Origin of the sequence: Sporosarcina sp. FSL W7-1349, assembly GCF_038003045.1 — a bacterium.
In the GTDB taxonomy this organism is placed as follows: domain Bacteria; phylum Bacillota; class Bacilli; order Bacillales_A; family Planococcaceae; genus Sporosarcina.
In genome coordinates this window covers 556,495-580,843 of sequence record NZ_JBBOOK010000001.1, presented here as the reverse complement: position 1 = coordinate 580,843, position 24,349 = coordinate 556,495, and the positions used below count along the sequence as shown (strand labels likewise).

General features: G+C 42.4%; 20 protein-coding genes. 1 reads left to right on the top strand and 19 read right to left on the bottom strand.

All coding sequences use genetic code 11. The features are described 5' to 3' along the window. Nucleotides 1–71: 71 nt before the first annotated feature. The 12 genes from MKY41_RS02850 to MKY41_RS02795 form a co-directional block, all read right to left on the bottom strand. On the bottom strand, nt 72–1,502 hold the full coding sequence (locus MKY41_RS02850; protein ID WP_340743609.1) for an aldehyde dehydrogenase family protein: 1,431 nt from the start codon (nt 1,500–1,502) through the stop codon (nt 72–74). 254 nt (nt 1,503–1,756) lie between these two features. After that, entirely contained in the window at nt 1,757–3,262 is a 1,506-nt protein-coding gene (locus tag MKY41_RS02845) for a tripartite tricarboxylate transporter permease (RefSeq protein ID WP_340743608.1), read from the bottom strand. Between the two features lie 12 nt (nt 3,263–3,274). After that, on the bottom strand, nt 3,275–3,763 hold the full coding sequence (locus MKY41_RS02840; RefSeq protein ID WP_340743607.1) for a tripartite tricarboxylate transporter TctB family protein: 489 nt from the start codon (nt 3,761–3,763) through the stop codon (nt 3,275–3,277). A gap of 6 nt (nt 3,764–3,769) precedes the next feature. Further along, nucleotides 3,770–4,843: a tripartite tricarboxylate transporter substrate binding protein gene (locus tag MKY41_RS02835; RefSeq protein WP_340743606.1), complete on the bottom strand. Its 1,074-nt coding sequence runs from the start codon at nt 4,841–4,843 to the stop codon at nt 3,770–3,772. Between the two features lie 356 nt (nt 4,844–5,199). Further along, nucleotides 5,200–6,384, bottom strand: a complete 1,185-nt coding sequence (locus tag MKY41_RS02830) for a Gfo/Idh/MocA family protein (RefSeq protein WP_340743605.1) — start codon at nt 6,382–6,384, stop codon at nt 5,200–5,202. Next, entirely contained in the window at nt 6,381–7,382 is a 1,002-nt protein-coding gene (locus MKY41_RS02825; RefSeq protein ID WP_340743604.1) for a zinc-dependent alcohol dehydrogenase, read from the bottom strand. Before MKY41_RS02825 ends, MKY41_RS02830 begins: the two co-directional genes overlap by 4 nt. 173 nt (nt 7,383–7,555) lie before the next feature. Beyond that, the gene (locus MKY41_RS02820) at nt 7,556–8,617 is read right to left on the bottom strand and encodes a TRAP transporter substrate-binding protein (protein ID WP_340743603.1); all 1,062 of its coding nucleotides are present in this window, start codon (nt 8,615–8,617) and stop codon (nt 7,556–7,558) included. 86 nt (nt 8,618–8,703) lie between these two features. Beyond that, nucleotides 8,704–9,981 carry a TRAP transporter large permease gene (locus tag MKY41_RS02815; RefSeq protein WP_340743602.1) on the bottom strand — a complete coding sequence of 426 codons (1,278 nt, stop codon included), beginning with the start codon at nt 9,979–9,981 and terminating at the stop codon, nt 8,704–8,706. Next, entirely contained in the window at nt 9,981–10,478 is a 498-nt protein-coding gene (locus MKY41_RS02810; protein ID WP_340743601.1) for a TRAP transporter small permease, read from the bottom strand. The genes MKY41_RS02815 and MKY41_RS02810 overlap by 1 nt, the downstream gene beginning before the upstream one ends. A gap of 541 nt (nt 10,479–11,019) precedes the next feature. Beyond that, on the bottom strand, nt 11,020–11,889 hold the full coding sequence (locus MKY41_RS02805; protein ID WP_340743600.1) for a sugar phosphate isomerase/epimerase family protein: 870 nt from the start codon (nt 11,887–11,889) through the stop codon (nt 11,020–11,022). 39 nt (nt 11,890–11,928) lie between these two features. Next, nucleotides 11,929–13,689 carry a thiamine pyrophosphate-binding protein gene (locus MKY41_RS02800; RefSeq protein WP_340743599.1) on the bottom strand — a complete coding sequence of 587 codons (1,761 nt, stop codon included), beginning with the start codon at nt 13,687–13,689 and terminating at the stop codon, nt 11,929–11,931. A gap of 195 nt (nt 13,690–13,884) precedes the next feature. Continuing rightward, nucleotides 13,885–15,270 (bottom strand): aldehyde dehydrogenase family protein, encoded by a 1,386-nt coding sequence (locus MKY41_RS02795; RefSeq protein ID WP_445683297.1) that lies wholly within the window; start codon nt 15,268–15,270, stop codon nt 13,885–13,887. A gap of 426 nt (nt 15,271–15,696) precedes the next feature. Between MKY41_RS02795 and MKY41_RS02790 the strand changes: the two genes are divergently transcribed. Next, nucleotides 15,697–16,200: a shikimate kinase gene (locus MKY41_RS02790; protein WP_340745613.1), complete on the top strand. Its 504-nt coding sequence runs from the start codon at nt 15,697–15,699 to the stop codon at nt 16,198–16,200. 47 nt (nt 16,201–16,247) lie between these two features. On the opposite strand, the gene MKY41_RS02785 is transcribed toward MKY41_RS02790, so the two are convergent. The 7 genes from MKY41_RS02785 to gcvT all read right to left on the bottom strand — a co-directional run bounded on the left by MKY41_RS02785 (nt 16,248) and on the right by gcvT (nt 24,303). Further along, nucleotides 16,248–17,198: a hydroxymethylglutaryl-CoA lyase gene (locus tag MKY41_RS02785; protein WP_340743597.1), complete on the bottom strand. Its 951-nt coding sequence runs from the start codon at nt 17,196–17,198 to the stop codon at nt 16,248–16,250. Then, the gene (locus MKY41_RS02780; RefSeq protein ID WP_340743596.1) at nt 17,199–18,416 is read right to left on the bottom strand and encodes a CaiB/BaiF CoA transferase family protein; all 1,218 of its coding nucleotides are present in this window, start codon (nt 18,414–18,416) and stop codon (nt 17,199–17,201) included. A gap of 11 nt (nt 18,417–18,427) precedes the next feature. After that, nucleotides 18,428–19,144 (bottom strand): FadR/GntR family transcriptional regulator, encoded by a 717-nt coding sequence (locus tag MKY41_RS02775; protein ID WP_340743595.1) that lies wholly within the window; start codon nt 19,142–19,144, stop codon nt 18,428–18,430. Nucleotides 19,145–19,332: 188 nt separating this feature from the next. Next, entirely contained in the window at nt 19,333–20,079 is a 747-nt protein-coding gene (gene aroD, locus MKY41_RS02770; RefSeq protein WP_340745612.1) for a type I 3-dehydroquinate dehydratase, read from the bottom strand. A gap of 302 nt (nt 20,080–20,381) precedes the next feature. Continuing rightward, on the bottom strand, nt 20,382–21,845 hold the full coding sequence (gcvPB, locus tag MKY41_RS02765) for an aminomethyl-transferring glycine dehydrogenase subunit GcvPB (RefSeq protein ID WP_340743594.1): 1,464 nt from the start codon (nt 21,843–21,845) through the stop codon (nt 20,382–20,384). Then, a complete protein-coding gene (gene gcvPA / locus MKY41_RS02760) occupies nt 21,838–23,184 on the bottom strand; it encodes an aminomethyl-transferring glycine dehydrogenase subunit GcvPA (protein WP_340743593.1) in 1,347 nt (448 codons plus the stop codon). The genes gcvPB and gcvPA overlap by 8 nt, the downstream gene beginning before the upstream one ends. Nucleotides 23,185–23,205: 21 nt before the next feature. Continuing rightward, nucleotides 23,206–24,303, bottom strand: coding sequence for a glycine cleavage system aminomethyltransferase GcvT (gene gcvT / locus MKY41_RS02755; RefSeq protein ID WP_340743592.1), 1,098 nt, complete (start codon nt 24,301–24,303; stop codon nt 23,206–23,208). Nucleotides 24,304–24,349: the final 46 nt, after the last annotated feature.

Genomic DNA, 24,349 nt, shown 5'->3' with positions numbered 1-24,349 from the left:
TTTGGCCAGAGACTAGTAGATGAACTATCTAGGCATTCATTTGGTCCAATCTCTGATTTTCAATGCTTCAATTAATTCTCTAGTTCCGGCTCATAAAATTCACCGAACAATTCCTCATCGGATGGACGATCTTCAGGAATTTGACGAGAAACCCAAGTCGTGTTCATATAATGTTTTAAATGCACGTTTTCCGAAACGATGTTGCCGCCCCATGTTCCACAGCCTAAGCTTGATGTCATCGGCATACCGTTATCAAACGCTCCCGCATTTGCTTTTGATTGAGGCTGACGAACCATAATACGGCTAACAGGAGCAGCAAGTGCTAAACGATGGATATGGTCATCATTGTAGGAGTAAATTCCACAAGAATGCCCTTTTCCGCCCACTTCGTAAATCGCACGCATCATATCAAGCGCATTTTCGAATTCCCCTTCGTATTTATACACCGCCATCAATGTTGTCAATTTTTCGCCTGAGAAAGGATGCTCCTTCCCGATTCCATCTCCATGGACAACGATAAATTTACGGTCTTCCGGAATACTGAATCCAGCAATTTCTGCTAATTGCTGCGGAGCGATTGCAACTGTGGATGGCAAACGTTTTCCGTCTTTGTCCCAAATTACGTTGCGAAGTTTCTCTTTTTCCTCTTCGTTCGCTAAGTAAGCGCCTTCCTTTACTAGAGCATTCAGCATGTCATCAAAAATTTGGTCGCTGATGATCAAGTTTCCATCTGCTGAACATCCCGATCCAAAGTCAGATGTTTTACTCAACATGGAGTTTTTTGCAGCTTGGGCTACATCAGCAGTTTCATCAATAACCATCGTTGAGTTTCCAGCCCCTACTCCGTATGCTGGAGTTCCTGAACTATATGCACTCTTTACCATATCTTTTCCGCCAGTTGCAAGTGCTAAATCAGCGCGTTCCATCAATGCTTTTGTTATTGGAATGCTAACATTCGTTAAACATTGCAAGATATCTGCAGGCGCGCCTTCTCTTTCAAGTGCTTCACGCATAATTTGGACTGTTTCATATGAAGTTTTTTTCGCGCGTGGATGTGGAGAGAAAATGACAACGTCTCTAGCTTTAATTGCGTAAATTGCTGTACCAGCAGGTGTCAAATCGGGATTTGTTGTTGGAACGATAGAAGAAATAATCCCTGCAGGTTTTGCGTATTTAACAATTCCCTTTTCTGGAATTTCTTCAATGATTCCAACGCTCTTTTGGCGAAGCGCATCTCTTAAAATACCACGAATTTTAAAGCGTTTATTCATACGGCTCTCTGGATCGCCGAGACCGCTTTCTTCGATCCCCATGTCCGTCAATCGCTCAAATGTTTTCTTATTGGATACCGCCCAAGCAACTGCCTGGCACAGGCGATCCACTCTTTCCTGATCATACGTTTCAATAATTGCTAACGCTTTTCTAGCTTTTTCAAAAGCTAAATCCAGTTCTTGTTGTTGCTCTTCTGTTAATGTTTTTGGTTTTATTTCAGTACTTGACAATGCAATCTCCTCCAATAATTATTTAAAAGAGTATTTTGGTATGTCTCTAAAAACGGAACTCGATTTTATAGAATGGAACCCGTTCAATGTAATCTTATAATAAGTTCTGAGAATTAGCAATGCTTTTCAAGTGAAAAGACAAATCATTTTCTTTCTGTAAAAAAACAACCTCTCCGGCAGCAGAAAGGTTGTTTTCGTTAAAAATGTACAGAGTTTCTTCTATTATAATAGGCTCCGCAGAATAAAGTATTCTATTAGGAAATCGGTTTTGGTTTAAACATTTTATTCTTGATGTTGCGATATAACGAAGTTTGAGTAAATAGTGTAATGACGATAAACAGCGTCAACACCAAGCTGATCGGATGGGTAACCAAGCTACCTAAAAATCCAAGGACGCTTCCTTCTTCGGAAATGATGGACCTTCTTAAATATACGTCCATTTGCGGACCAAGAATAATCCCTAGCACCATCGGACCTGCCGGGAAATTATATAGCTTCATAAAGTAACCGATGATCCCAAATGCAATCATCCAATATACGTCTGTTACGCTATTGTTAATTCCGTAGGAACCGATGACTGTGAAAAACACAATAATCGGCAATAGAATATACTTCGGAATCGTAATTACTCGAGCAAATAATGAGATAGCCGATAGACCCCAAATCAGAACAAAAACTAGAGAAATTGCACTCGTTCCGACAATAACCCAGAACAGATCCGGCGTTTCAATTAAAAGCATCGGACCAGGATTTAACCCGTGAATGAGTAAAGCTCCAATCAACACAGCAGTTACCGCATCTCCCGGAATTCCTAGCGTCAACATTGGGATAAGAGCGCCCCCAACTGCCGACATAACAGCAGTTTCAGGAGCGATCAAGCCTTCATAAGCTCCCTTACCAAATGGACGATTTGGCTTTTTCGTTGTTCTTTTTGCATGGTCATACGCAAGCAAAGATGCAATTTCCCCACCTGCTCCCGGCAACGCACCTACAATGACCCCCATGATGGCAGTTCGGAGTGTCAACGGCAAATACTTGAACAGAGACATAAGAGGAGGCAAAACTTTCCCAATTACGACATTCGCTTTACTTTTCCCTAAATTATGCAGTTGGAAAAAAACTTCAGCTAATCCAAACAAACCGAGCAAGCATGCAATATAGTTAATGCCGCCCATTAAGCCCAAGTTCCCAAACGTAAAACGGGTCGCTCCAGTCATAGTGTCGATTCCAACTAAGCCGAGGATAATTCCGGCTCCCGCAACAAAAATAGATTTTGGCAAATAATCAGTCGTCAAACTTCCTACTAATAAAATACCGAGAAACATAATGAGGAAGTAATCTCGAGGAGCGAACTGCAAGGCTAGATCTGTTAAGAATGGAGCAGATGTTGCCAAGATGATAAGCCCAAACAGACCGCCAATTACTGAGAAAATTGTGGCAATTCCAATAGCTTTCCCGGCCTCTCCTCTTTTGGTTAGCGGATAGCCATCAAATGTAGCGGCAAGTGATGAGGCGGTTCCCGGTATATTAATTAATATAGCGGTACGTGACCCGCCATATACTCCACCGAAAAAGACTGAGATCATGATGACAATTGCAGAAAGTGTATCCCACGTAAATGTTAGGGAGACTAATAGCGTCACACCCATTGTGACGGAAAGACCAGGCAAAGCACCGATGATAAATCCGAGTAGCGTCCCAAGTGCTACAAGCAAAAATAACTTTATATCTAATAGAGGTATTAAAATTTGCTCTATCATTTCACACTCTCCTTACGTGGGAAACACAATCTTGAAAATAGACGAAAACAGATAATAGAACACACCTGACATAATAACGGAAACGATTAGTGCCGTTACGATTTTCTTCCTATTTAATAGAATCATGCCTCCGAATAGAAACAAAAAGGAGACGAATAAGAAATTCAGGAAGTTCATTAAATATGCAAATAAGATCGTTACAACAGTAAAGGAAACTAAACGGACATAGAGTTGTTTCTTGGTGATTTCTTCAATTTCCACTAAGCTTTCTTCTTCATCATCATCCTCACCCGGTTCTGGAACCGAGTGAGTTGAAGGAGCCGCCACTCCCCTTTTCATAATGAAAAGGGCACAGACAAGCATGAGAACTGAAGTTACCGCAGGCAAAAAGGCCGCTGAAGAAAAATCAGTAACCTTTTGCCCATCAATGAAGAACGATAACACGAGTAAAGTACTTGCAATTACAAATAAGAGAGCCGGAATGATTCGTTGGACTAGCATAGTCGTTTATTCCTTTTTCTCGATATTTAGAGTAGCAGGGTCAACTTTGGACTCTCCAGCATCGTGAAGGATCCATGCCGTTTTGGATTGCCAATCTTTCCAATACTGAATTGCTTCATCTCCTGACAACCCTAGCGAAACACCGTCAGTTTGTTTCAAGAAATCTTGGAATTCAGGTGCGGCTTGTGCAGTTTTAAATGCTTCTGTCAATTCTGCTTTGATTTCATCAGGAGTATCGTTTCGTACCCAAACACCATAAAAAGGACCCCATGGCAAAAATTTCTCCATTTCTGGTACATCATCTGTAATTGCAGGAACGTCTGGCAGATCATCTACACGGTCTGTATCCGTAATAGCAAGAACTTTAATTTTTCCTGCTTTTGCGTTTTCAATTGCAGCTGTCAAACCAACTGCAGAAGCATCTAAGTGGTTTCCTAGAATCGCAGATACAAGCGGACCATCACCGTCATAAGGAACTAAGTTAAATTCAGCACCTACTACACTACTTAGCATTGTTGCTACAACGAATGGCTGTCCTCCTGGACCAGTTGAACCCATTTTTACTTTTCCAGGGTTTGCTTTTGCATCTTCAACTAAATCAGCCATTGTATCGTACTTTGAATCTTTTGGTACAATAATTGCTGTTTGTGCAGCTGAGAAAATGTTGATTGGATAAAGATCTTCAAAATCACTCTTCGAAATGTCGAGCACTCCGTACAATGCTGGATTTTCTGCTGCAAATAATAAAGTTTTTCCATCTGGCTTTTGGTCTAAAACATGTTGAAGTGCAATCGCGCCTGTAGCTCCAGGCTTGTTAGTCATGACAATCGATTGACCTAATTCTTTTTCAGCTAGAGGAGCAATCGCACGGGAAATTGTGTCTGCTGCTCCCCCCGCTGCCCATTGAACAACGCCTGTCATGGTGCCATCAATTGCGGATTCCTTTTTTTCTTCTGAACTTTGATCAGATTCTTTTGCACCTGCGCTCCCATTGGATGATGAACTCGGTGAACCTGAATTACATGCCGCAAGAACCATGCACAATGCAATTAAAAATACTGTTAACATACGAAATTTCATTTCATAGCCCCCTCTTCACTTTTTTAAAGTATTATTTTAGATATTTACGTTTACAATTTTATTAGATCGATCTATTTTTTTATTTTTCACTTTTCGACTTTAATAGATTGTAATTAAAAATTGGATCGATCTAATCTTGCTATTCTACCCTCCTTTACCATGTAAGCGTTGACATAACATTAACTCATTCTTCTAACAAATACAATAATATATTTATATTTATAAAAATATTTTGTTTTACCCTTCATTTTGAATTAAAAACCATATTTATTTTTACAAATTACAAATTATATAAAATAGCATAGAATAGAAATTTTCAAAAAAACATAGAATGTTCCCTTAAAGTGTTATTTACTTTATATTTCATTCGCTAAAAAAACTTTTCTTCCCTCACTTGCTGATAAATAGGCTGCATACACTACCTGAATTGTTTCATATGCGAGATCTATCCCAGAAAGAGGTTGCCTATTTTCTGCAACGCACTTCATAAAATCTTGCAGTTCCCCAGTATATCCCCTCAATATTTCCTCTGCTACAAACAAATTATTCCATCCTAATTTCTCATCCATCATCTCAGAAAAATACACATTCTCCAAACCCTCTTGATCCAAGAAATAGGTTCTTAAATTATCGGTTGGAGTAATATTGCAATGCATAACACCATCATTTGCATATATTTCAATATAATTCTTCGTTCCACCTAATACATGGTCGCTTGCCATAACAACAGCTTTTGTTTGGTCGGAAAATGTAATCGTGACATTGGCAAAATCCTCTACATCCATTGGTTTGCTCGTTAAATGCCGCTTGTCATAATCGGTTAAAGACGTAATAATATTGCCTGTATCTGCATGGACACTTTCTACAGAGATTAATTCGCCTCTTGCTTTTGCCTCTACCTGTTTTAACCAGAGAACACCCGAAACCGGGTGACAGCCGATACGCATTAAGGCTCCACCGCCTGTTTTATCCCAATTTCCCGCAACGGAAGAACTGGATCCTCGGACACTTTCCTCACCCTTCATAAATAGTAATTTACTTTTTTTATGCTGAATAATTTCCGCTGCTTTCAACACATTTGGTGAGTAAATATAATTTTCTGCATACATAAATAAGCGATCACTTGATGCAATCACCTGTTTGGCCTCTTCAATTTCTCTTAGAACGGATTTATACATTTTTGCTTTGGCAACTTGATGGCCGATTGGTTTCTCATCACATTCCTCTCCAAAATACCCTGTTAATGGTTTCTCACAAATGACATGTTTTCCAGCTTTGATCGCTTGTACTGCAAAAGCCAAGTGAAGATGAGGCGGTGTCACAATATCGATCACGTCAATTTCTTCATCGTTTAAAAGCTCTTGATAGTCTGTACTAATGGTTTCAAATCCATATGCATCCGCAATCTCTTTTGCGCGTTGTTCATCAAGATCGACTATCGTTTTTAAGCGCACTTGTACACCATGAACTTTGGAATAGCCTCTTCCATGAAGATGAGCGGCATAACCGGCCCCCACTAATCCGACTGTCACCGTTTTCATCGAAATCCACCTTTCCTATTAAAATCAATTAAAATTTTTCCAAAGTTACCGGACAAAGCCTCCTGAAAAGCTGTTCGATATTCTTGCAAGGGAACAATTTTTGAAATGATCGGTTTCACGTTTACTTTTGGATCTTGTAAATATTCGATCGCTTTTTCATAGTCTTGTGGAAATTTGTAAATAATCGAACCATGAATTGTTAAATCATTTCGGACAACTTGGATATAAGGAATTGTAACATCACCCGTAATTCCTAGGGCTACCATGGACCCTCCAGGCTTTAATATATTGATGGATTGGATAACAGCCTCTTCCGTTCCAGCAGCCTCAATAACAAGATCAAATTGCTCAGTAGTAATATCATTTGGATAAATTGCTTTTATATCCCCAATGTTTCTAACTAACCCATGTTTTTTTGCATTGTAATCAATCCCGACCACATTTGCTCCAAATGAATATGCCAATGAGACTGCTAATAATCCAATAGCTCCAGTGCCTATAACTGCTACTGACATTCCTTGAGAGATTTTTACTTTATTTAAACCACTGACCACTACTGCAAGCGGTTCAATCAGGACAGCTTGATCGTCGGGCAAATCATCGGGGATCGGAAAGACAAATTTAGAAGAAATAATGAATTCCTCCGCAAAACCGCCCTCTTGATTAATTCCGACTGATCTTTTATTCTTACAAATATTTGTTTGCCCTTGTTGACACATCTTACATTCCGAACAAAATGTATTTGGCAATACGACTACACGCGTGCCTACACTATACGGAGCATTTTCCCCTTTATCTACAACGGTCCCAACGATCTCATGCCCCGGTCGAATCGGATAAACCGCATGTGAAAATTTACCTCTATACACACTCAGGTCTGATCCACATATGCCGCCGTATTTTACCTTTATTCGGACTTCTTCATCGTTTAGAGTCCGTTTTTCGCAATTATCCCTAAGTTCAAGCTCCATAGGCTTTTCAATAAACAACTCCAGCAATTTGATCAGCCCTTTCATTCAATTTTAAAAACAGGGGCTGTCCGAAAAGTTAATTTGCCAGGATATTTACTAGCAAAAAGTAAGGACAGCTGACCCGCGAAACACGAGCAAAGCCACTTTTTGCTTCTCTACCGGTAAAAACATTTTCTGGACAGCCCAACAGAATATATTGCTTATTTACTCGATTCTTCTAATAGTCTATCGACTAAGTCTTCACCAATTTCTTTCTTATGTTTCTCATAAACTGGTTTTGCTTTATCAGCCCATACTTGTCTCTCCTCTGGCGACAAGGATGTGATTTGCATTCCTTTTTCGATCAAGAGTTCTTTATAACGTGCATCTTCCTTCGCTTTTTCTTCACGCTGGAATTTTTGTGCCTCATCAGCTGCTTTTTCAATGGCTGACTGTTCCTCTTTAGTTAGCCCTTCATAGAACTTTTTGTTAACCAAGAAAGGGTTAACTCCTATTAAATGTTCAGTCTCTGTTAAATACTTTTGTACTTCATAAAAATTTGCTTCTGCAATTACGCTAAATGGATTTTCTTGACCTGCGACTACCCCTTGTTGTAAGGAAGTAAACAATTCAGGGAATGCCATCGGGGTTGGAACTGCTCCAAGTTCAGTCCAAAGATCGAGTTGAATTTGGTTTTCCAATGTTCTTATTTTCAAGCCATTTAGATCCTCTGGAGTTTTAATATCACTGTCGTTGTTCGTTAGGTTGCGCACTCCACTTTCCCAGAAATTAAATCCTATCATGCCGATGTCTTCTAGATCTGCTAATACTTCTTGTCCAAGAGGGCCATCTAAGATTTCATGCGACTTTTCCCGTGTTGGGAAAATAAACGGCAAAGACCAAAGATTGAAACGTGGCGAGAAGTTTGACATAACTGCTGCACCAATTGGTCCGCCTTGAATAGAGCCAAGCTGAATTCCCTCAATAATATCCCGTTCTCCGCCAAGTTGGCTGTCGGGAAATACTTCTACTGTGATGGAACCGTTTGTCTCAGCTTCCACCACTTCCTTAAATTTGTACATTGCTTTACCCATCGCAACGTCTTTTTTGTCAGTTGATCCAATTTTCATGATAGTCGCTTTTCCAGATGAACCGCTTGAACTCTCGGCCGGTTTGCTCTCTGCTGAAGTCGCTCCTTCACTAGAATCTGATTGCCCACCACCGCCACATGCAGCCAAAATGAGGGCAAGCATTAGCAACATGACGAAATACAACTTTTTCATCACTTTCCCACTCCTTTTTGTATATATATATTTTGAAAGGCCGCCTAGAAAACACTAGGCAAACCGCTTTCAACATTTGTAAAAGTTTACTTAGTAAACACTTGGGGCAGCCAAGTCGAAATGCTTGGAATATAACTTAATAGTAGGATATTGATAATCATTACTCCTACAAAAAGAGCTGTGTACTTCAACAATTGCTCCATTCGGATATTTGCAACTTGGCTTACCATAAAGAGATTGACCCCAAATGGCGGTGTAATCATACCCATAGCCAAGTTTACAATCATGACAATGCCAAAATGAATTGGATCGATCCCATAAGTGATGGCAACTGGAACGAGAATCGGTGCCAAAATGAGAATAGCTGCTCCGGAATCAAAGAACATACCGACGATAAAGAGAAGCAAATTAATTATTAGCAAAAAGATGATAGGATTATTTGAGATACCACTAAACCATTCAGCAACGGTTTGTGGAACGCCATCGCTTGTTAAAATCCAGCCGAATAAACCTGCATTTGCGATGATGACCAAAACAACTGAACTTGTTAATGCCGCATTATAGAAGATTTGGGGTAGCTCTTTCCACTTCAACTCTTTATATACGAAGAGCCCAATAATAAGCGCATATACACAAGCTGCTACTGCAGATTCTGTCGGTGTAAAAATACCACTATAAATACCGCCAAGAATGATGAATGGCATGATGAGGGCTAAAACTCCGTCTTTAAAAGAAATAAACTTTTCTTTCCACGTATATCCCGTGTCTCCGGAATAGTTTTTCACTTTGGCAACTATATATACCAATAGCATAAAAGAAAATCCGATCATTACTCCTGGTATAATGCCAGCAAAAAACAAATCTTTGATAGATACACCGGCGGCTACCCCATATAGGATTAGTGGGATACTAGGAGGTATAACTACTCCCAATTCTCCCGCTGCCGCAACTGTTGACGAGGCGAAACCTTTATCATACCCCTTAGCAACCATCGCAGGAATAATAATAGAACCGACAGCGGCTACCGTTGCAACCCCCGATCCAGAAATCGAAGCGAAAAACATACAGGCTAATACGGCCACCATTCCTAGCCCGCCAGTTCGGGATGCCACTATTGCATAAGCAAAGTCAACTAAACGTTTGGACATTCCTCCTTTCTCCATCAAAGCACCCGCCAAGATAAAAAAAGGAACTGCTAACAAAGTGAAAGAATCAATTGTCGTAAATAGTCGCTGAATAATAATTGTCGGAGGCATGCCATCTTGAAAAATCATGATTGCAGAAGATAGTCCAACAGATATAGCCACTGGCACACTAATTATTAGAAAAAACATGAATGAACCAAATAACAGCAGTGGACCCATTAGATAACTTCGCCTCCTTCCTTATCCCAGTCGCCTTCGAGCCAAGCAACCAATGTGTTAAAAAGCATGATCAAGCTGCCAAAGGGGATGGCTAAGTATGGAATAGACATAGGAATATGCAAGGCAGCAGATTTTTGCAAATGAACGATTTCCAAAATTTGAAGACTAAATAGCAAGATGACCACACAAAATACCATTGTGATAATTACAGCTAAGGAGCGAATTACTTTTTCAAAGGTTGGCGGAAATTTAATCATTGAAAATAAAAATTCTAAGCGAATTAATTTCTGATAACGAATCGCCAATCCTGCTCCTAAGAAGGTAATCCAAACGAGTAAATAACGCAACAATTCGGACGACCAAGTTAATGGAGCGTTAAAAACAGCCCTAGCGACAATTTGCCATGTAAGAACGATTAAAGCGATTGCCAAGAAAGTCCCCAAAAGAATTTTCAATAAAAAGTTGATTTTATCCATGAGAATGATAAATGTTTTCAAATCTCACACTCCCCCGCTTAATTCTCAATAAACTTTAATTTAGTGTCCCTCTATTGTTCCGCAGTGAACATGCAGAAAATCGTCTCCTAATTCACTCTATATAACTGGATCGCTAGGAGGCTTTCCTATTTGAATGCCGTTATCAATAGTTGTACGACAGCGCTTTCAATTTTTAGATCGATCTAATATTAAATCATTTTTTGAATAGAGGTTTAGAAATCGCAACAAATTTGTACCATCTGATGGAACTAAATTACTGCTAGGCGGAACACTGAATAAAGAATATCATATTTTAAGATAATTGTCATTATGTTTTGTAAATTATATTTTTGTTTATGTACAAAACTTTGCTCCCCTTAACTTTTTACTGCTTCAGATTAACTTCTTACAAATAAATTGGTTCATAGAATAGAACTCTATTCCATGTATTAGAACTTAATAGTTAAGATATCATAGACCAAAAACAAAGTCTATAAATACTTTTCTGATTTTTCAATAAAAAAGTTCGGCTAATCTAGCGGTTAGCCGAACGTCTTTTTTTCTATCTTTCAATATTTGAACGTGCATCATTCCCTGGTATTGTATAAACATCATTTGCCCTGGGATGTGCATTTAAATATTCTTTCGCAGTTACCAAACAACGTCTAGCAAACTCTTCATAGCCGAGTTCTATTACTCGTTTGATATTTGGCAACTCAATCGAATAAGGAACTCTTGGAATGCGGTTAACTATACTTGCAACATCGATTCCACCTTCCCCGACATATGAACGTTCTTCGCGCAAAATTCGAGTCATTTCTTCATGTGATGCTGGGATTTCACCAGGTGCATCACATAAATGCAAATAGCGGAACCATTCACGGGGCACAGTATCCAAATCCTCTACCTTATCTCCAGCTCGATGAAAATGATGAATATCTAACATTATGCCTGCATTCTCTTGGTTAGCAGTCCGCAAGACAGATAATGTATCTGCTAAATTTGTAATACTAGCAATCGGTACGTATTCTAATTCAACTGTAAGCCCAAATGGTTTTGCCAGTTCGCATAATTCTGCAAATTTTTCAATGGCAAAGCTCCGATCATCTGTCCAGATACTGCTTAGGACATGCCGGCCCCCCAGTTCAGCCGCCACTTCCATCGCAGAAACGTATCGTTTCGGATCCACTCCATCAAAAATTCGCGCGAGTTCAATATCCAGCAACTTAAGTCCAGTGTCTGCGAGCGCTATCTTTGTTTGCTTCATCATTTCTTTGTTTTCTGCGAGCGCATAATTTGGCTCACCCGGCAGCCCCATATAGATTGGTCGGAAGCTTACAAAATCATACCCCGCCCGAGCGGCAAGGTATGTCATTTCTGGTGGAGCACATTCAAGAACTGTAAGTTGCGCCAAAGAAAATTGGTTTTGCAATTGAAATCCTCCATTCATAAATGTCTAGCATGCTTTCAATTAATTCGTAGAAACATGATGCACTTTTTTATTCGGCGAATAGATATCCATGATGTTCCAGTGGCCTGCTGTCGGCACCGGGTTGTTCAGCATCGCCACGTCGATGACAACCGGCTTGTTGGCTGCGATTGCCTGCTCCAAGGCCGGCTTAAACTCTTCTGCCTTCTCGATCTTGATCCCTTCCACGCCATAGGCACGCGCGATTGCCGCAAAGTCCGGCGAGTACGGCTCGCCGTCTTTCGTAAACAGCGTCCCGAGCGTCGTGTCGTAGTGTGCTTTCTGCAGCCCAGCAATCGTACCGAAGGCGAAGTTGTTCATGATAACCCAGATGACCGGAATATGTTCTTCCGCTGCGGTCGCCAGCAGCGCCGGGTTCTGTCCGAAACCGCCGTCTCCGACCAGCGACACAACGACGCGGTCCGGCCGCGCTACTTTTACGCCGAGTGCGGCCGGCGCCCCGAAGCCCATTGTCGCAAAGCCGCCCGGTGTAAAGATCGTCCCCGGCTCGTATATGTCAAACTGCTGGCCGACGCCGTTTTTGTTCCAACCGACGTCCGTCGTAATGTACGCGTCGCGCGGCAGCACTTCCCGCACTTCTGCCAAGATGCGCTGCGGCTGCATTGGGAAGCAGTTGTCCTGAATGAATGATTCGTTGCTCGCTTTGAATTGGCGCTTGTTTTCTGCAATCTCTTGTTTCAGTGTCTCGTTTTGGCGCCCTTCCGGATAGAGACGCTTCGCCACGCGGTTGAGCACAGTCAGCGCCTGCTTCAGGTCGGCGACAACACCGAGCTCGACCGGATAGTTGCGACCTATATCGCTCGCTTCGATATCAATTTGAATAAGCTTTGTTTTCGGGAAGTCGAATGTATATTCGTTCTCCCACGAGCTGCTGTCCGCTTCCGCAAAGCGCGTCCCAAGGCCGAAGAGATAATCCGCTTCGCGGCATTTCCGGTTGATGAACTCTGTGCCCCAGAAGCCTGTCATTCCAAGAACGAGCGGATTGTCGTCCGCCACTGCGCCCTTGCCCATTAGGGAGTGTGCCACTGGGAAGTCGAAATGGTTGATGAACTCGGCCAACTCTTCCGCTGCATCCGCCAACAATACCCCGCCCCCGGCGTAAACGACCGGGTTCTTTGCGTTGATCAATGTTTTCAGGATCGCTTCCGCCGTTTCATCATCCATGGAAGGTTTTTGAAGCGCTTTCGTATGATGGGATTGGAAGTCAAAATACGAAGTCTCCAGCTCCATTGAGAAAATGTCCATTGGAACTGACACAAGAACCGGACCTGGTGTTCCGGATTCCGCTAATTGAAACGCTTTCTCCAAAATCTCAGGGAAGAGATGTGCGCTGTCGACACGCCAAGCGCGCTTGACAAAGGGACGGTAAATTTCATACTGGGTCGCATCCGCTTGCAGATTCACTTCCTGGTGCGGGTGCTTGCCGTAGTAATGGCTCGGGATGTCGCCTGCGATGACAACCATAGGAATGCAGTCGAGTGCTGCATTCGCTACGCCTGTTGCCGCATTGGTCATGCCGGGACCGACATGGCTGAGAACGACGGACGTCTGCTTTTTCGCGCGTGCATAACCGTCAGCCGCATGCGCTGCAATTTGTTCATGGCGGACGTTGACAAACTTAATCGAACTTTTTTCGAGCTCGGAAAGCACCGCGATATTTGTATGCCCGCATAATCCGAAGATGTGTTCCACGCCGCGGTCTTGCAAATACTGCACTAGCTGGCGAGCGATGAGTTGTTTCATAAATTGAGTTCCTCCTTGTATTTGAATTGTTCTGAATCTCTTATCTATGAATCCATAAAACTCCGGCCGTAGATTAAACAAACAAAATACCGCCGAAGCATCAAAAAATTAGGAAATGCCGTTTCAATGTAACAGCCTTTTTGGTGCAATCTCTTTCTTCCACTCATATGCAAGATTACATAAGAAAAATCTTTCTTAAGACAGTTGCAGAACAATCATTTTTCTTTCCGTCATGTCTTCGATGGCAAATCGTGGACCTTCTCGGCCAATTCCACTATTCTTTACACCGCCATATGGCCAATGGTCGAGACGAAAATTGGAAGTGCCATTGATTACAATGCCGCCGACCTCAAGTGAATGGGCGACTTTATATGCCAAATCAAGTTGATTTGTAAATATTCCAGCTTGCAGCCCGAATTCCGAGTCATTTGCTTCCTCAATTGCATCTTCAATTCGCTCGTATGGCAAAATGCTCACAATTGGACCAAATACTTCTTGGCATACGACATTTGCTGTTTTGGGAGGATTGTATAAAATTGTAGGTAAAACATTCGCCCCGTTTTGTTTACCGCCTGCTACAAGTTCTGCTCCAGCCTCAATAGAATCCTGAATCCAACTCATAATTCTATTCGCTGCATTTTCATCGACAAGAGTTCCGACATCGGTTTCCGGAGAGAGAGGATCGCCAACTTTTAACTTCTCCACTTCAGACTTCAATAATTCTTTGAATTGTACAGCGACAGATTGGTGAACATATATTCTTTGTACCGAAATACAGCTCTGGCCAGAATTGCTATATCCCGTGCGTGCACAAAGTCTTGCCGCCCTTTCCAGATCCGCATCCTCATGAACGATAGTGGCCGCATTGCCGCCAAGCTCTAGCAACACTTTTTTCATCCCGGCGATACTGCAAATATTTCGGCTTGCCACGGTACCGCCTGTAAAGGAAATAACGTTTACTCGATCATCTTTTACAATTGTCTGACCGATTTCCACACCGCCGAGCAGCATTTGAATCGCATTTTCAGGAAATCCTGCTTCTAAGAAGAGTTGCACTAAAGCTGTCGCTACAAGGGAAGTTTGAGGAGCTGGCTTTAGAACAACCGCATTTCCTGCAGCAAAGGCAGGACCAACTTTATGACAAACTAGATTTAACGGTGAGTTGAAAGGAGTAATCGCCGCAATGACACCGACTGGTACACGAAACGTCATTGCGATCGAATTGGTCCCGCGCTCGGAAGCATTGCCGGGAATCGTTTCCCCCACTAATCGTTTCGCTTCCTCTCCCGATAACTGCAAAGTTTCGACAGATCGTGATACTTCATCCAATGTATTTTTTAACGGCTTGCCAAGTTCTAGAGAAATCAATTTTGCAAATGCTTCTTTTTTCTCATCCAACAAGTCGGCTGCTTTTCTTAAAATAACTGCTCTTTCATACGCCGAGATTTCTGCAATTGCTTTTTTTGCTATAAAAGAAGATTCTAAAGCGGCTTCCACATCTTCCATCGTTGCGTGAAACTGTGTCCCAATGACTTCATTGCTATAAGGGCTTTTAACTTCAGTTTCTTCACGGCTATTCATAAGCCATCTTCCATTTACAAATGGACATGCTCGTTTCGTTAATTGACCTTCCGGCATAAATTTCACCTTCCTGCTCCGTATAGTTTTATTAGATCGATCTAGTAATTAGATCGATCTAATTTTTATAATTCACTATATATTACCTTTTGTTAGATCGATCTAATTTAATTTGCAATATTATACAAAGGTCTCTTCCCATTTGTTCAAAATGTTACCCAAATTTCTTTATGATTGCAATCTATTTCTAAGGAATATTCGAAAAACTTTTGAACTCTTTTCTATAATGGCATTATGTCAACTCAATGACGTTTACAGGAATATGCCATTGTACTATAATTTAGATACCTATCACCTTTAGAAAGAGTGTTTGATTTGATTTTTGGAAAAATACCAGTTAGACAGCAAAATATTGTTTTAATCGGCTTCATGGGAGTTGGAAAAACGACAATTGGAGAACTCGTTGCCAAAAAACTTTATAGAACATTCATTGATATCGACAAAGATATCGAAAACGAATTCGGCATGTCGACTACTGAAATTTTTAAAATCCATGGCGAAAAAGTTTTCCGCGATAGAGAAAGAGAATTGATCCAAACCTATTGCGAAGACCACAAACTCAAAATTATTTCCATTGGCGGTGGCGCGTTTATGCAGCCTGAAGTACGTGAAGCTTGTTTGGCCAATTGTACTGTCTTATACCTCGACGTTTCCTGGGAAGAGTGGAAAGAACGGCTTGGTATACTTATTGAAAATCGGCCAGTATTGCAAAACCGAAGTATTGACGAAATTGAACAACTCTTCCATGAGAGACAAGGAGCATATTCATTAAATAACTCCGCTTTAATGGTTGATGATCGGTCTGCTGAAGAAGTTGCCGACCATATTGTGGATTCTTTAAAGCTAGCTTGGGATCTGTATGAGCCACATTGACCTATTTGCCGTACTAGAGAGGGTTATAAAACTCTATGTACGGTTTTTTATGACTCCAGTTTTTCTTGCGCCGCCACTTTTGGACTTAGTGCAGAACAAGGCCCCGCTTGTAACATGTAGCTTCCTCCATCATGGCCCAAATATTCTTTGACATCATTTGCTGTCTTAATTAAACGGTCAATATCCATGCCTGTATTTATGCCCATTTCTTCAAAAGCATGGACGAGGTCCTCTGTTGCAATATTGCCGCTAGCTCCTGGCGCATATGGACAGCCACCCAGTCCGGCAATGGAACTATCAAACAATGTCACGCCTTGTTGCAATGCCGCAAAAGCATTTGCCAATGCCATTCCTCTCGTGTTATGCAAGTGCATAGAAAATTCGATACCCGGGTAATCATTTTGGAGAACTCCCAAAAAATCATATACTTGCTTTGGATTTGCCATTCCAGTCGTATCTGCTAAAGAAATTTCTTCTATTCCCATGTTTTTGTATCGATCCACTATTGTGATAATACGCTCGAGTGGGACCGTTCCTTCATAAGGACAGCCAAATGCTACAGAAATGGAGCCTCCTACCTTAACACTATGCTTTTCAGCCAAATCAATGATTGGAGCAAACCCATTTTGTGCATCCTCTACTAGACTATTTGCATTCGAGAGGCTGTGTGAATCCGTCGCTGATAGCATGAGCTTTAATTTTTTGATGCCAGCTGTAATAGCTCTCTCAGCTCCTCTAACATTTGGAACAAGTGCCCGGAATTTCAAATTTGTTAAATCTTCAGTTCCCCGTACAACTTCTTCTGCGTCCTTTAATTGTGGAATCGCTTTAGGATGAACGAATGACGTAATTTCCATAGAACGGACACCCGTATTTGCTAATGCTCGAACAATACGAATTTTTTCTTCTGTTGGGATCCAGTTGTGCTCTGCTTGAAATCCATCTCGTGGTGCCACTTCACAAATAGTGACGCTGGGCGGCAATTTTAATGAACTCATTTAAATAACTCCCTTCTCTTTTAACGAAGCTAACTCTTCTTTGGACAATCCTAATTGGCCGCCTAAAATTTCTTCTGTATGCTCCCCTAATTCCGGAGCACGGTGGCGAATTGAACCTGGTGTTTCGGAGAACTTCGGAACGATTCCAGGAATTTTTACAGAACCTAATCGTGGATGTTCTACTTCCACAATATTTTCTCTCGCCTTATAATGCGGATCTTCGAAAATATCCGCAATACTTAAAATTGGACTGACAGGAACTCCGAAGGAATCCAATTTCTCTTGAAGTTCTTTGAACGTATGCTGTTTAATCCAATGAATTACGATTTCTTGAACTTCTTTATCATTCCGCAAACGAGCCGCATTCGTTGAATAGCGATCGTCTTGAAGCATGTCAGTCCGTTCCATTGCTTCCGCAAGCCTTTCAAATGTAGGATCTGTGCTGCAGACAAGCACAACAAACTTTCCATCTTTCGTTTCATACGTACCCGCTGGACTTGAATGACCTGCTAAACCGGGGCTACGCTCTCGTACATTCCCTGTTTGATCATATTCCGCTATTAAAAATTCCAACATACGGAACAGTGATTCATATAATCCCATTTCGACCATCTGTCCTGTCGAGTCGCCCTCCATTGTATCCCGATGATACAATGCACTGACGGCAGCAAATGCTGTATAAACACCAGTAATATAATCCAATAGCGAGTAGGATGGACTAACGGGCGGCCGATCCGGATATCCTTGAATGTACGTATGGCCGCTAAACGCAGTGCCTGGTGTCCCGAAACCCGCTTTGGAACTATATGGACCTGTTTGGCCATAGCCGGAAATACGTACCATAATCAACTGAGAATTGGATTTTTTCAAGGTTTCGTAGCTCAATCCCCATTTTTCGAGTGTTCCCGGTCGAAAATTTTCAATTAAAATATCTGTTTTCCCAATTAGTTTCTTAAAAATCTCTTTTCCTTCATCAGAACGTATATCTAACGTAATCGATTTTTTGTTGCGTGCAAGCCCAGGCCATCTCAGGGACTCTCCATTTTTCCAAGGACCGACTGTCCTCAACGTATCGCCTTTATTCGGCAACTCAATTTTTGTTACATTCGCTCCCATGTCTGCCAGCAACGTGGCACCATAGGGAGCAGCGATCATCGTGGAAATATCCAACACATTCACGCCTGTCAGCGGACCAAAATTCTTTTCTTTTCCTATCATTATGTCCTCCATTATTCTTCCTTATTAATTAAGCCAAGCACACTATCTTTTAAATGATGCAAATGAATCCGCATTGCTTGAATGGCTCGTTTTTTATCGCCTGCTTTTATCGCATCTATTATTTCTTTATGTTCTTGCAATGATTCCGTGTATCGATCTGTAGATTTCAATGTCTGTTTTCGAACTTGTCGGTATAAGTGCATGTTCATCTCCATCATAGACTCAAAAACGAAATTATGTGTTGCTTCCGCCAATGCCAAATGGAAATTGCTATCCGCCTCTACTTTCTCCTCTGGATATTTCAGCTTTTCCTTCATTGATAGGAGTGCTCTTTCAATTTTCACAATATCTTCTTCTGTTGCTCTATCGCAGGCAAGCTCTACAATTTTCGGCTCTAAAGCTTCACGCGCTTCTAGAAAGTGAATAACAGCTGTCCGTTCCAATAGGTCTACTGGATTCACTTGATATGTCAGGGTAAACCGCTGATCTACTTGCTGGACAAAACGACCGCCGCCCGCCTTTGAAACAATCAATCCTTCCGACTCTAAGACCCGGCACGCTTCTCGCAACGATGTACGGCTACATCCTAATTGTTGCGCCAAGTCACGCTCACTTGGGAGTCGATCATTTGGTTTTAATGTACCATTCTCAATTAACTCTCTAATTTGATCAACTATTTTTTCATAGACTCTAGTATGTTGCAGTTCTACAAACATTTTCTCCTTCAATCTCTCACCTCCGATTGTACTATTTCAATTAATAGGAAAAATATGTGCACCTAATACTACTTTGTAAATAATAAACAGAAAAACGGACCACTGGTTAGCCCACTTTTATTTAGTATAATCTGAGAATTCATTTTCGTCAAATAGAAAAGCTTATTTCTTTACGGAGAAACAAGCTTTTCTATAAAATATTAAACCCAATCAGGCAAAGACTCTTGGGAATTTATAATTAATTGTTTGAGCAGATCGATAGGAATTTGACCAGGAGCTGAACTTTGGACACCGACGGCAAATGTTAAAACGGAACCATAAATCCAACCCATAATCCGGCTTAATCCTCCCATTCCTCCCATTGACATCGTAATTAGTGGGATGGTCATCGCTCTGTCAGCTTCGCTCGTCAGGTGTAGCAGGCGTAAGACATCATCTTTGTTTTTCGGCATAACAGCCGCTTTTGCCACGTCGGCACCGTAAAACTCCGCCAAAAACAGACGTTTTAAAATGTCTGCGCTATCTGGAGTGAAATCGAAATTATGATAAGAAAGAACAAGTTTTACATTATTTTCCTTGGAAACTTCTCTGACTCGTTTAATATGATCCGGATCATTGGCTACTTCGAAATCGATAAAGTCGACAGACTTATTTTTACAAACTTCAATGAGTAACTCCACCTTTTGGGACTCGGTTAGAGTGATTGGTTGACCGCCTTCTTTTTCAGAGCGAATTGTGAATAATATAGGCAAATCGCTTTTCGATGCAATTTGTTCAGCAGTTGCGAGAACAGACTGCAGTTGATCAATTTCATTGTAAAAATCAACTCGCCATTCTAACACATCTGGCTCTTTCGGTAGAATAACCTCCAATTCTTCCATAATTTCTTCTCGGTCCTTTCCGACTAACGGGGTGCAAATATAAGGCGTTTTTTTCCCTGAAATCATTTCCAATTAACCCACTCCTAACAATTGTATAAAATTTTAAAATACTAATCGATCTTACCATATTCTTCGTTCTTCCTAACATCCTATCAATGAACAAAACAGAAAATTAGTACCCTTCTCAGAATTAGTCTAATCCTATTTATCACTATCAAATGACAGAAATCAATATACTGAAAATAAATGATTCCAAGTTCTGTTGAATCTGTTGAATCTTTGTGTGAGAGCTATCAAATTGAACAATTCTTCATAAAAAAGAAGCTACTATTCACAATGTAGTAGCTTCCTTAGTAACTGTTTGTGTGTTATGATTTTTCACTATACCGCAACACAGGCTGCCGTGCTGCTTTCGTTTCATCCAGACGGCCAACGACCGTGGTATGAGGAGCTTCTTGGACGATTTCAGGATTCTCTTCCACTTCGTTTGCAATTTGGATCAGCGCATCGATGAACGCGTCCAGCGTTTCTTTCGACTCGGTTTCAGTTGGCTCGATCATCATGCCTTCCTCCACATTCAGCGGGAAGTAGATGGTCGGTGGATGATAACCGAAATCAAGCAGTCGTTTCGCCATATCCAGTGTTCGGACGCCTAATTTTTTCTGACGGCTTCCCGAGAGAACAAACTCATGCTTGCAATGCTGTTTATACGGCAGTTCAAAATACGGCTCCAACCGGCGCATCATATAGTTGGCATTCAAAACGGCGTATTCCGTGACGGCTTTCAATCCATCCGGCCCCATGGAGCGAATGTACGTATAGGCACGAAGGTAGATGCCAAAGTTTCCATAAAACGGCTTCACACGGCCGATGGATTGTGGTACATCATAGTTAAATGAAATGGTATCGCCTTCTTTGACAAGGACCGGTTTCGGTAAAAATGGAGCCAATTCTTTACTCACTCCGACAGGACCTGAACCTGGACCGCCGCCGCCGTGAGGGCCCGTGAACGTTTTATGCAGATTCAAATGAACCGCATCAAAGCCCATATCGCCAGGGCGGACTTTGGCCATGACGGCGTTCAGGTTGGCCCCGTCATAATACAACTTGCCCCCGACCCCGTGGACGATGGAAGCCATCTCAAGGATTTCCTCTTCGAACAAACCGAGCGTATTTGGATTCGTCAGCATCAATGCCGCTGTATCGTCGCCGACTTTCGTTTTCAGATCTTCGATATCGACCAGACCAAATTCATTTGATTTCACCGTTACGGTTTCAAAGCCCGCAACTGTTGCGGATGCCGGGTTCGTTCCGTGTGCGGAATCCGGCACGATTACTTTGGTTCGGTGGAAATCACCGTTCGCTTCATGGAAGGCGCGGATCATCATAAGAGCCGTCCATTCGCCATGTGCGCCGGCTGCCGGTTGCAGGGTCACTTCATCCATTCCTGTAATTTCGGAAAGGTGTTCTTGTAAATCGTACATTACTTCTAAAGCACCTTGCACGGTCGATTCATCCTGCAATGGATGGATGTTGGCAAAGCCAGCATACCGTGCCACTGCTTCATTGATTTTCGGATTGTATTTCATCGTACAGGAACCGAGTGGATAAAACCCTGTGTCGACCCCGTGGTTCCGGTTGGAAAGGGCTGTGTAATGACGCATGATATCCAGTTCGGACACTTCCGGAAGCTCCGCTGCCTCTTCCCGGATAAAATCAGTCGGCATCAGATCCGTCAAGTTCACTTCCGGTACGTCCAAATCAGGAAGGCTGTAGCCAATGCGGCCTTCTTTCGTTAGTTCAAAAATTAGTGGCTGATTCTCTTTATGCATGAAGGGCCTCCATTTCCTGCACAAGTGCATCGATTTCTTCTTTTGTCCGCTGTTCCGTGACAGCGATCAACGCATGATTGGCGAATTCAGGATACGTTAAGCCGAGATCGTAACCGCCGATCATCCCTTTATCCAATAGACGAGCGTTTACTTCCTTCACAGCCTTTTTACAATCGACGACAATCTCGTTGAAATGGGCATTTCCAAATTTAACTGCAAAACCAGCTTTTTCAAATGCTTTCTTGGCATACCGGGTCTTGGCGATATTTTGATAAGCGATCTGTTGTACACCCACTTTGCCAAGTGCAGTCATCGCAACCGAAGCTGCCAAAGCATTTAACGCTTGGTTGGAACAGATATTGGATGTCGCTTTATCACGGCGGATATGCTGTTCACGGGCTTGTAAAGTCAATACATACCCGCGGCGCCCTTCGTCATCCGTCGTTTCACCGACAAGCCGACCCGGGACTTTCCGCATCAATTTTTTAGTTACCGCAAAATATCCGCAATGCGGACCGCCGAATTGTTCGGATATCCCGAATGGCTGGGCATCTCCGACCGTAATATCGGCTCCGAGTTTCCCTGGCGGCGTGAGGACGCCGAGCGCAAGCGGGTTGGCCGATACGACGAAGAGACCGCCTTTTTCATGTGTCAGGTCGCCTATTTTTTGAAGGTCTTCGATTTGACCGAAGAAGTTTGGATATTGGACAAGCACCGCTGCCGTTTCTTCATCCACCAAAGTCGCCAGTCGGTCGATATCCGTGACGCCATCTTTTTGTGGAACAAGAACAACGTCGATGGATTGGCCTTGTGCATAGGTCGTGACGACATCGCGGGCTTCCGGATGAACCGTTTCGGAAACGAGTAATTTTTTGCGTTTCGTGTGACCAGCCGCCAGCGTACCTGCTTCCGCCAACGAAGTCCCGCCATCGTACATGGAGGAGTTGGCAAGATCCATGCCTGTCAGTTCACAGATCATCGTTTGGAATTCAAAAATCGCTTGCAATTCCCCTTGGGAAATTTCCGGTTGATACGGAGTGTATGCCGTATAAAATTCCGAACGGGAAATGACGTGGTCGACGATGATTGGTTTGTAATGATCATAGACGCCCGCTCCAAGGAAGGAGACATGCGTGCTTGAATTTGCGTTTTGGGAGGCCAGTGCCGCAAGCTCCTTGGTCAATGCCGATTCGGACTTGGCCGGTTTGATGTTATATTCTCCTTTAAATCGAACTTTCTCAGGAATATCCTCAAAAAGTTCATCTACTGATGAGATGCCGATCGCTTTCAACATTTCTTCGCGATCCGTTTCCGTCATTGGAAGATAACGATGCTTCATGCCCTTCTATCCCCTTTTCAATTATCGTTTATAGAATGGTGTTGCAATAATAACTGCTCTGAGGCGCTTATTCCGAATTTCGACAAACACTTCGGTCCCTTCGGCAGTATGTTCGCTTTTCAATAAAGCGAAGCCGATATTCTTTTTCAATGTCGGCGATTGAGTGCCCGTTGTTACTTCACCGATTTCTTCATCGTCCAAAAACACTTTATACCCCGTGCGCGGAATCCCTTTATCGATCATTTCTATTCCGACCAGTTTCCGCGATACACCATGTTCTTTTTGTTGGACGAGTGCAGATTTCCCAATGAAGTCTGCCTCCTTATTCGTTTTGACGACAAAGCCGAGCCCCGCTTCCAACGGGGAGATGTCTTTTGACAACTCCTGCCCGTATAATGGCAAGCCGGCTTCAAAACGTAAAGTGTCCCGTGCTCCTAAACCAGCTGGAACGATACCTTCATTCGCTCCGGCTTCCAAAATCGCCGGCCACAGGGCTACGATCGCATCAGGGGAACCATAAATTTCAAATCCATCCTCCCCCGTATACCCGGTCCGCGATATCATGACCGAATGCCCACCCACGTCAACATTGTCTTTGAACCGGAAGAATTTGATCTCTTCCAATGGTTCATCCGTCAACTTTTGAAGCACCGTTTGAGCAGCGGGCCCTTGCAGCGCCAATAAGGCAAAGGAAGCGGACTGGTCATCGACCGTCACATCATCGGTCGCATGCTGTTTCAGCCAATCCACATCTTTTTCGATGTTAGAAGCATTCACGACGAGGAAGTAATCATTTTCGCCACGCTTGTAAATGAGAAGATCATCAATCGTACCACCGTCGTCATAACACATCATAGTGTATTGCGCTTGGCCTGTTTTCAACTTGGATACATCATTCGTCACAAGTTTCTGTAAATAGGACAGAGCCCCGTCCCCGCTTACGATGACTTCCCCCATATGGGAAACATCGAAAAGCCCGGCTTTCGTCCGAACAGCCTCATGTTCCGCTTTGATGCCCGAAAATTGGACAGGCAGCTCCCAGCCGCCAAAATCAATTGTCTTGCCGCCATACTCTGCATAACTGTCAAAAAGAGCAGTCCGTTTTAATCCTTCTGCCACACCGCATTCCCCCTAAAAAATGATAAAAAAAGACAGAGGTTCCCTA

Coding starts and splice junctions, on each gene's coding strand:
- MKY41_RS02845 (WP_340743608.1), bottom strand. CDS start 3,262: ATGATAGAGCAAATTTTAATACCTCTATTAGATATAAAGTTATTTTTG.
- MKY41_RS02840 (WP_340743607.1), bottom strand. CDS start 3,763: ATGCTAGTCCAACGAATCATTCCGGCTCTCTTATTTGTAATTGCAAGT.
- MKY41_RS02835 (WP_340743606.1), bottom strand. CDS start 4,843: ATGAAATTTCGTATGTTAACAGTATTTTTAATTGCATTGTGCATGGTT.
- MKY41_RS02830 (WP_340743605.1), bottom strand. CDS start 6,384: ATGAAAACGGTGACAGTCGGATTAGTGGGGGCCGGTTATGCCGCTCAT.
- MKY41_RS02820 (WP_340743603.1), bottom strand. CDS start 8,617: ATGAAAAAGTTGTATTTCGTCATGTTGCTAATGCTTGCCCTCATTTTG.
- MKY41_RS02815 (WP_340743602.1), bottom strand. CDS start 9,981: ATGGGTCCACTGCTGTTATTTGGTTCATTCATGTTTTTTCTAATAATT.
- MKY41_RS02800 (WP_340743599.1), bottom strand. CDS start 13,689: ATGAAACAACTCATCGCTCGCCAGCTAGTGCAGTATTTGCAAGACCGC.
- MKY41_RS02795 (WP_445683297.1), bottom strand. CDS start 15,270: ATGAATAGCCGTGAAGAAACTGAAGTTAAAAGCCCTTATAGCAATGAA.
- MKY41_RS02790 (WP_340745613.1), top strand. CDS start 15,697: ATGGGAGTTGGAAAAACGACAATTGGAGAACTCGTTGCCAAAAAACTT.
- MKY41_RS02785 (WP_340743597.1), bottom strand. CDS start 17,198: ATGAGTTCATTAAAATTGCCGCCCAGCGTCACTATTTGTGAAGTGGCA.
- MKY41_RS02780 (WP_340743596.1), bottom strand. CDS start 18,416: ATGATAGGAAAAGAAAAGAATTTTGGTCCGCTGACAGGCGTGAATGTG.
- aroD (WP_340745612.1), bottom strand. CDS start 20,079: ATGATTTCAGGGAAAAAAACGCCTTATATTTGCACCCCGTTAGTCGGA.
- gcvPB (WP_340743594.1), bottom strand. CDS start 21,845: ATGCATAAAGAGAATCAGCCACTAATTTTTGAACTAACGAAAGAAGGC.
- gcvPA (WP_340743593.1), bottom strand. CDS start 23,184: ATGAAGCATCGTTATCTTCCAATGACGGAAACGGATCGCGAAGAAATG.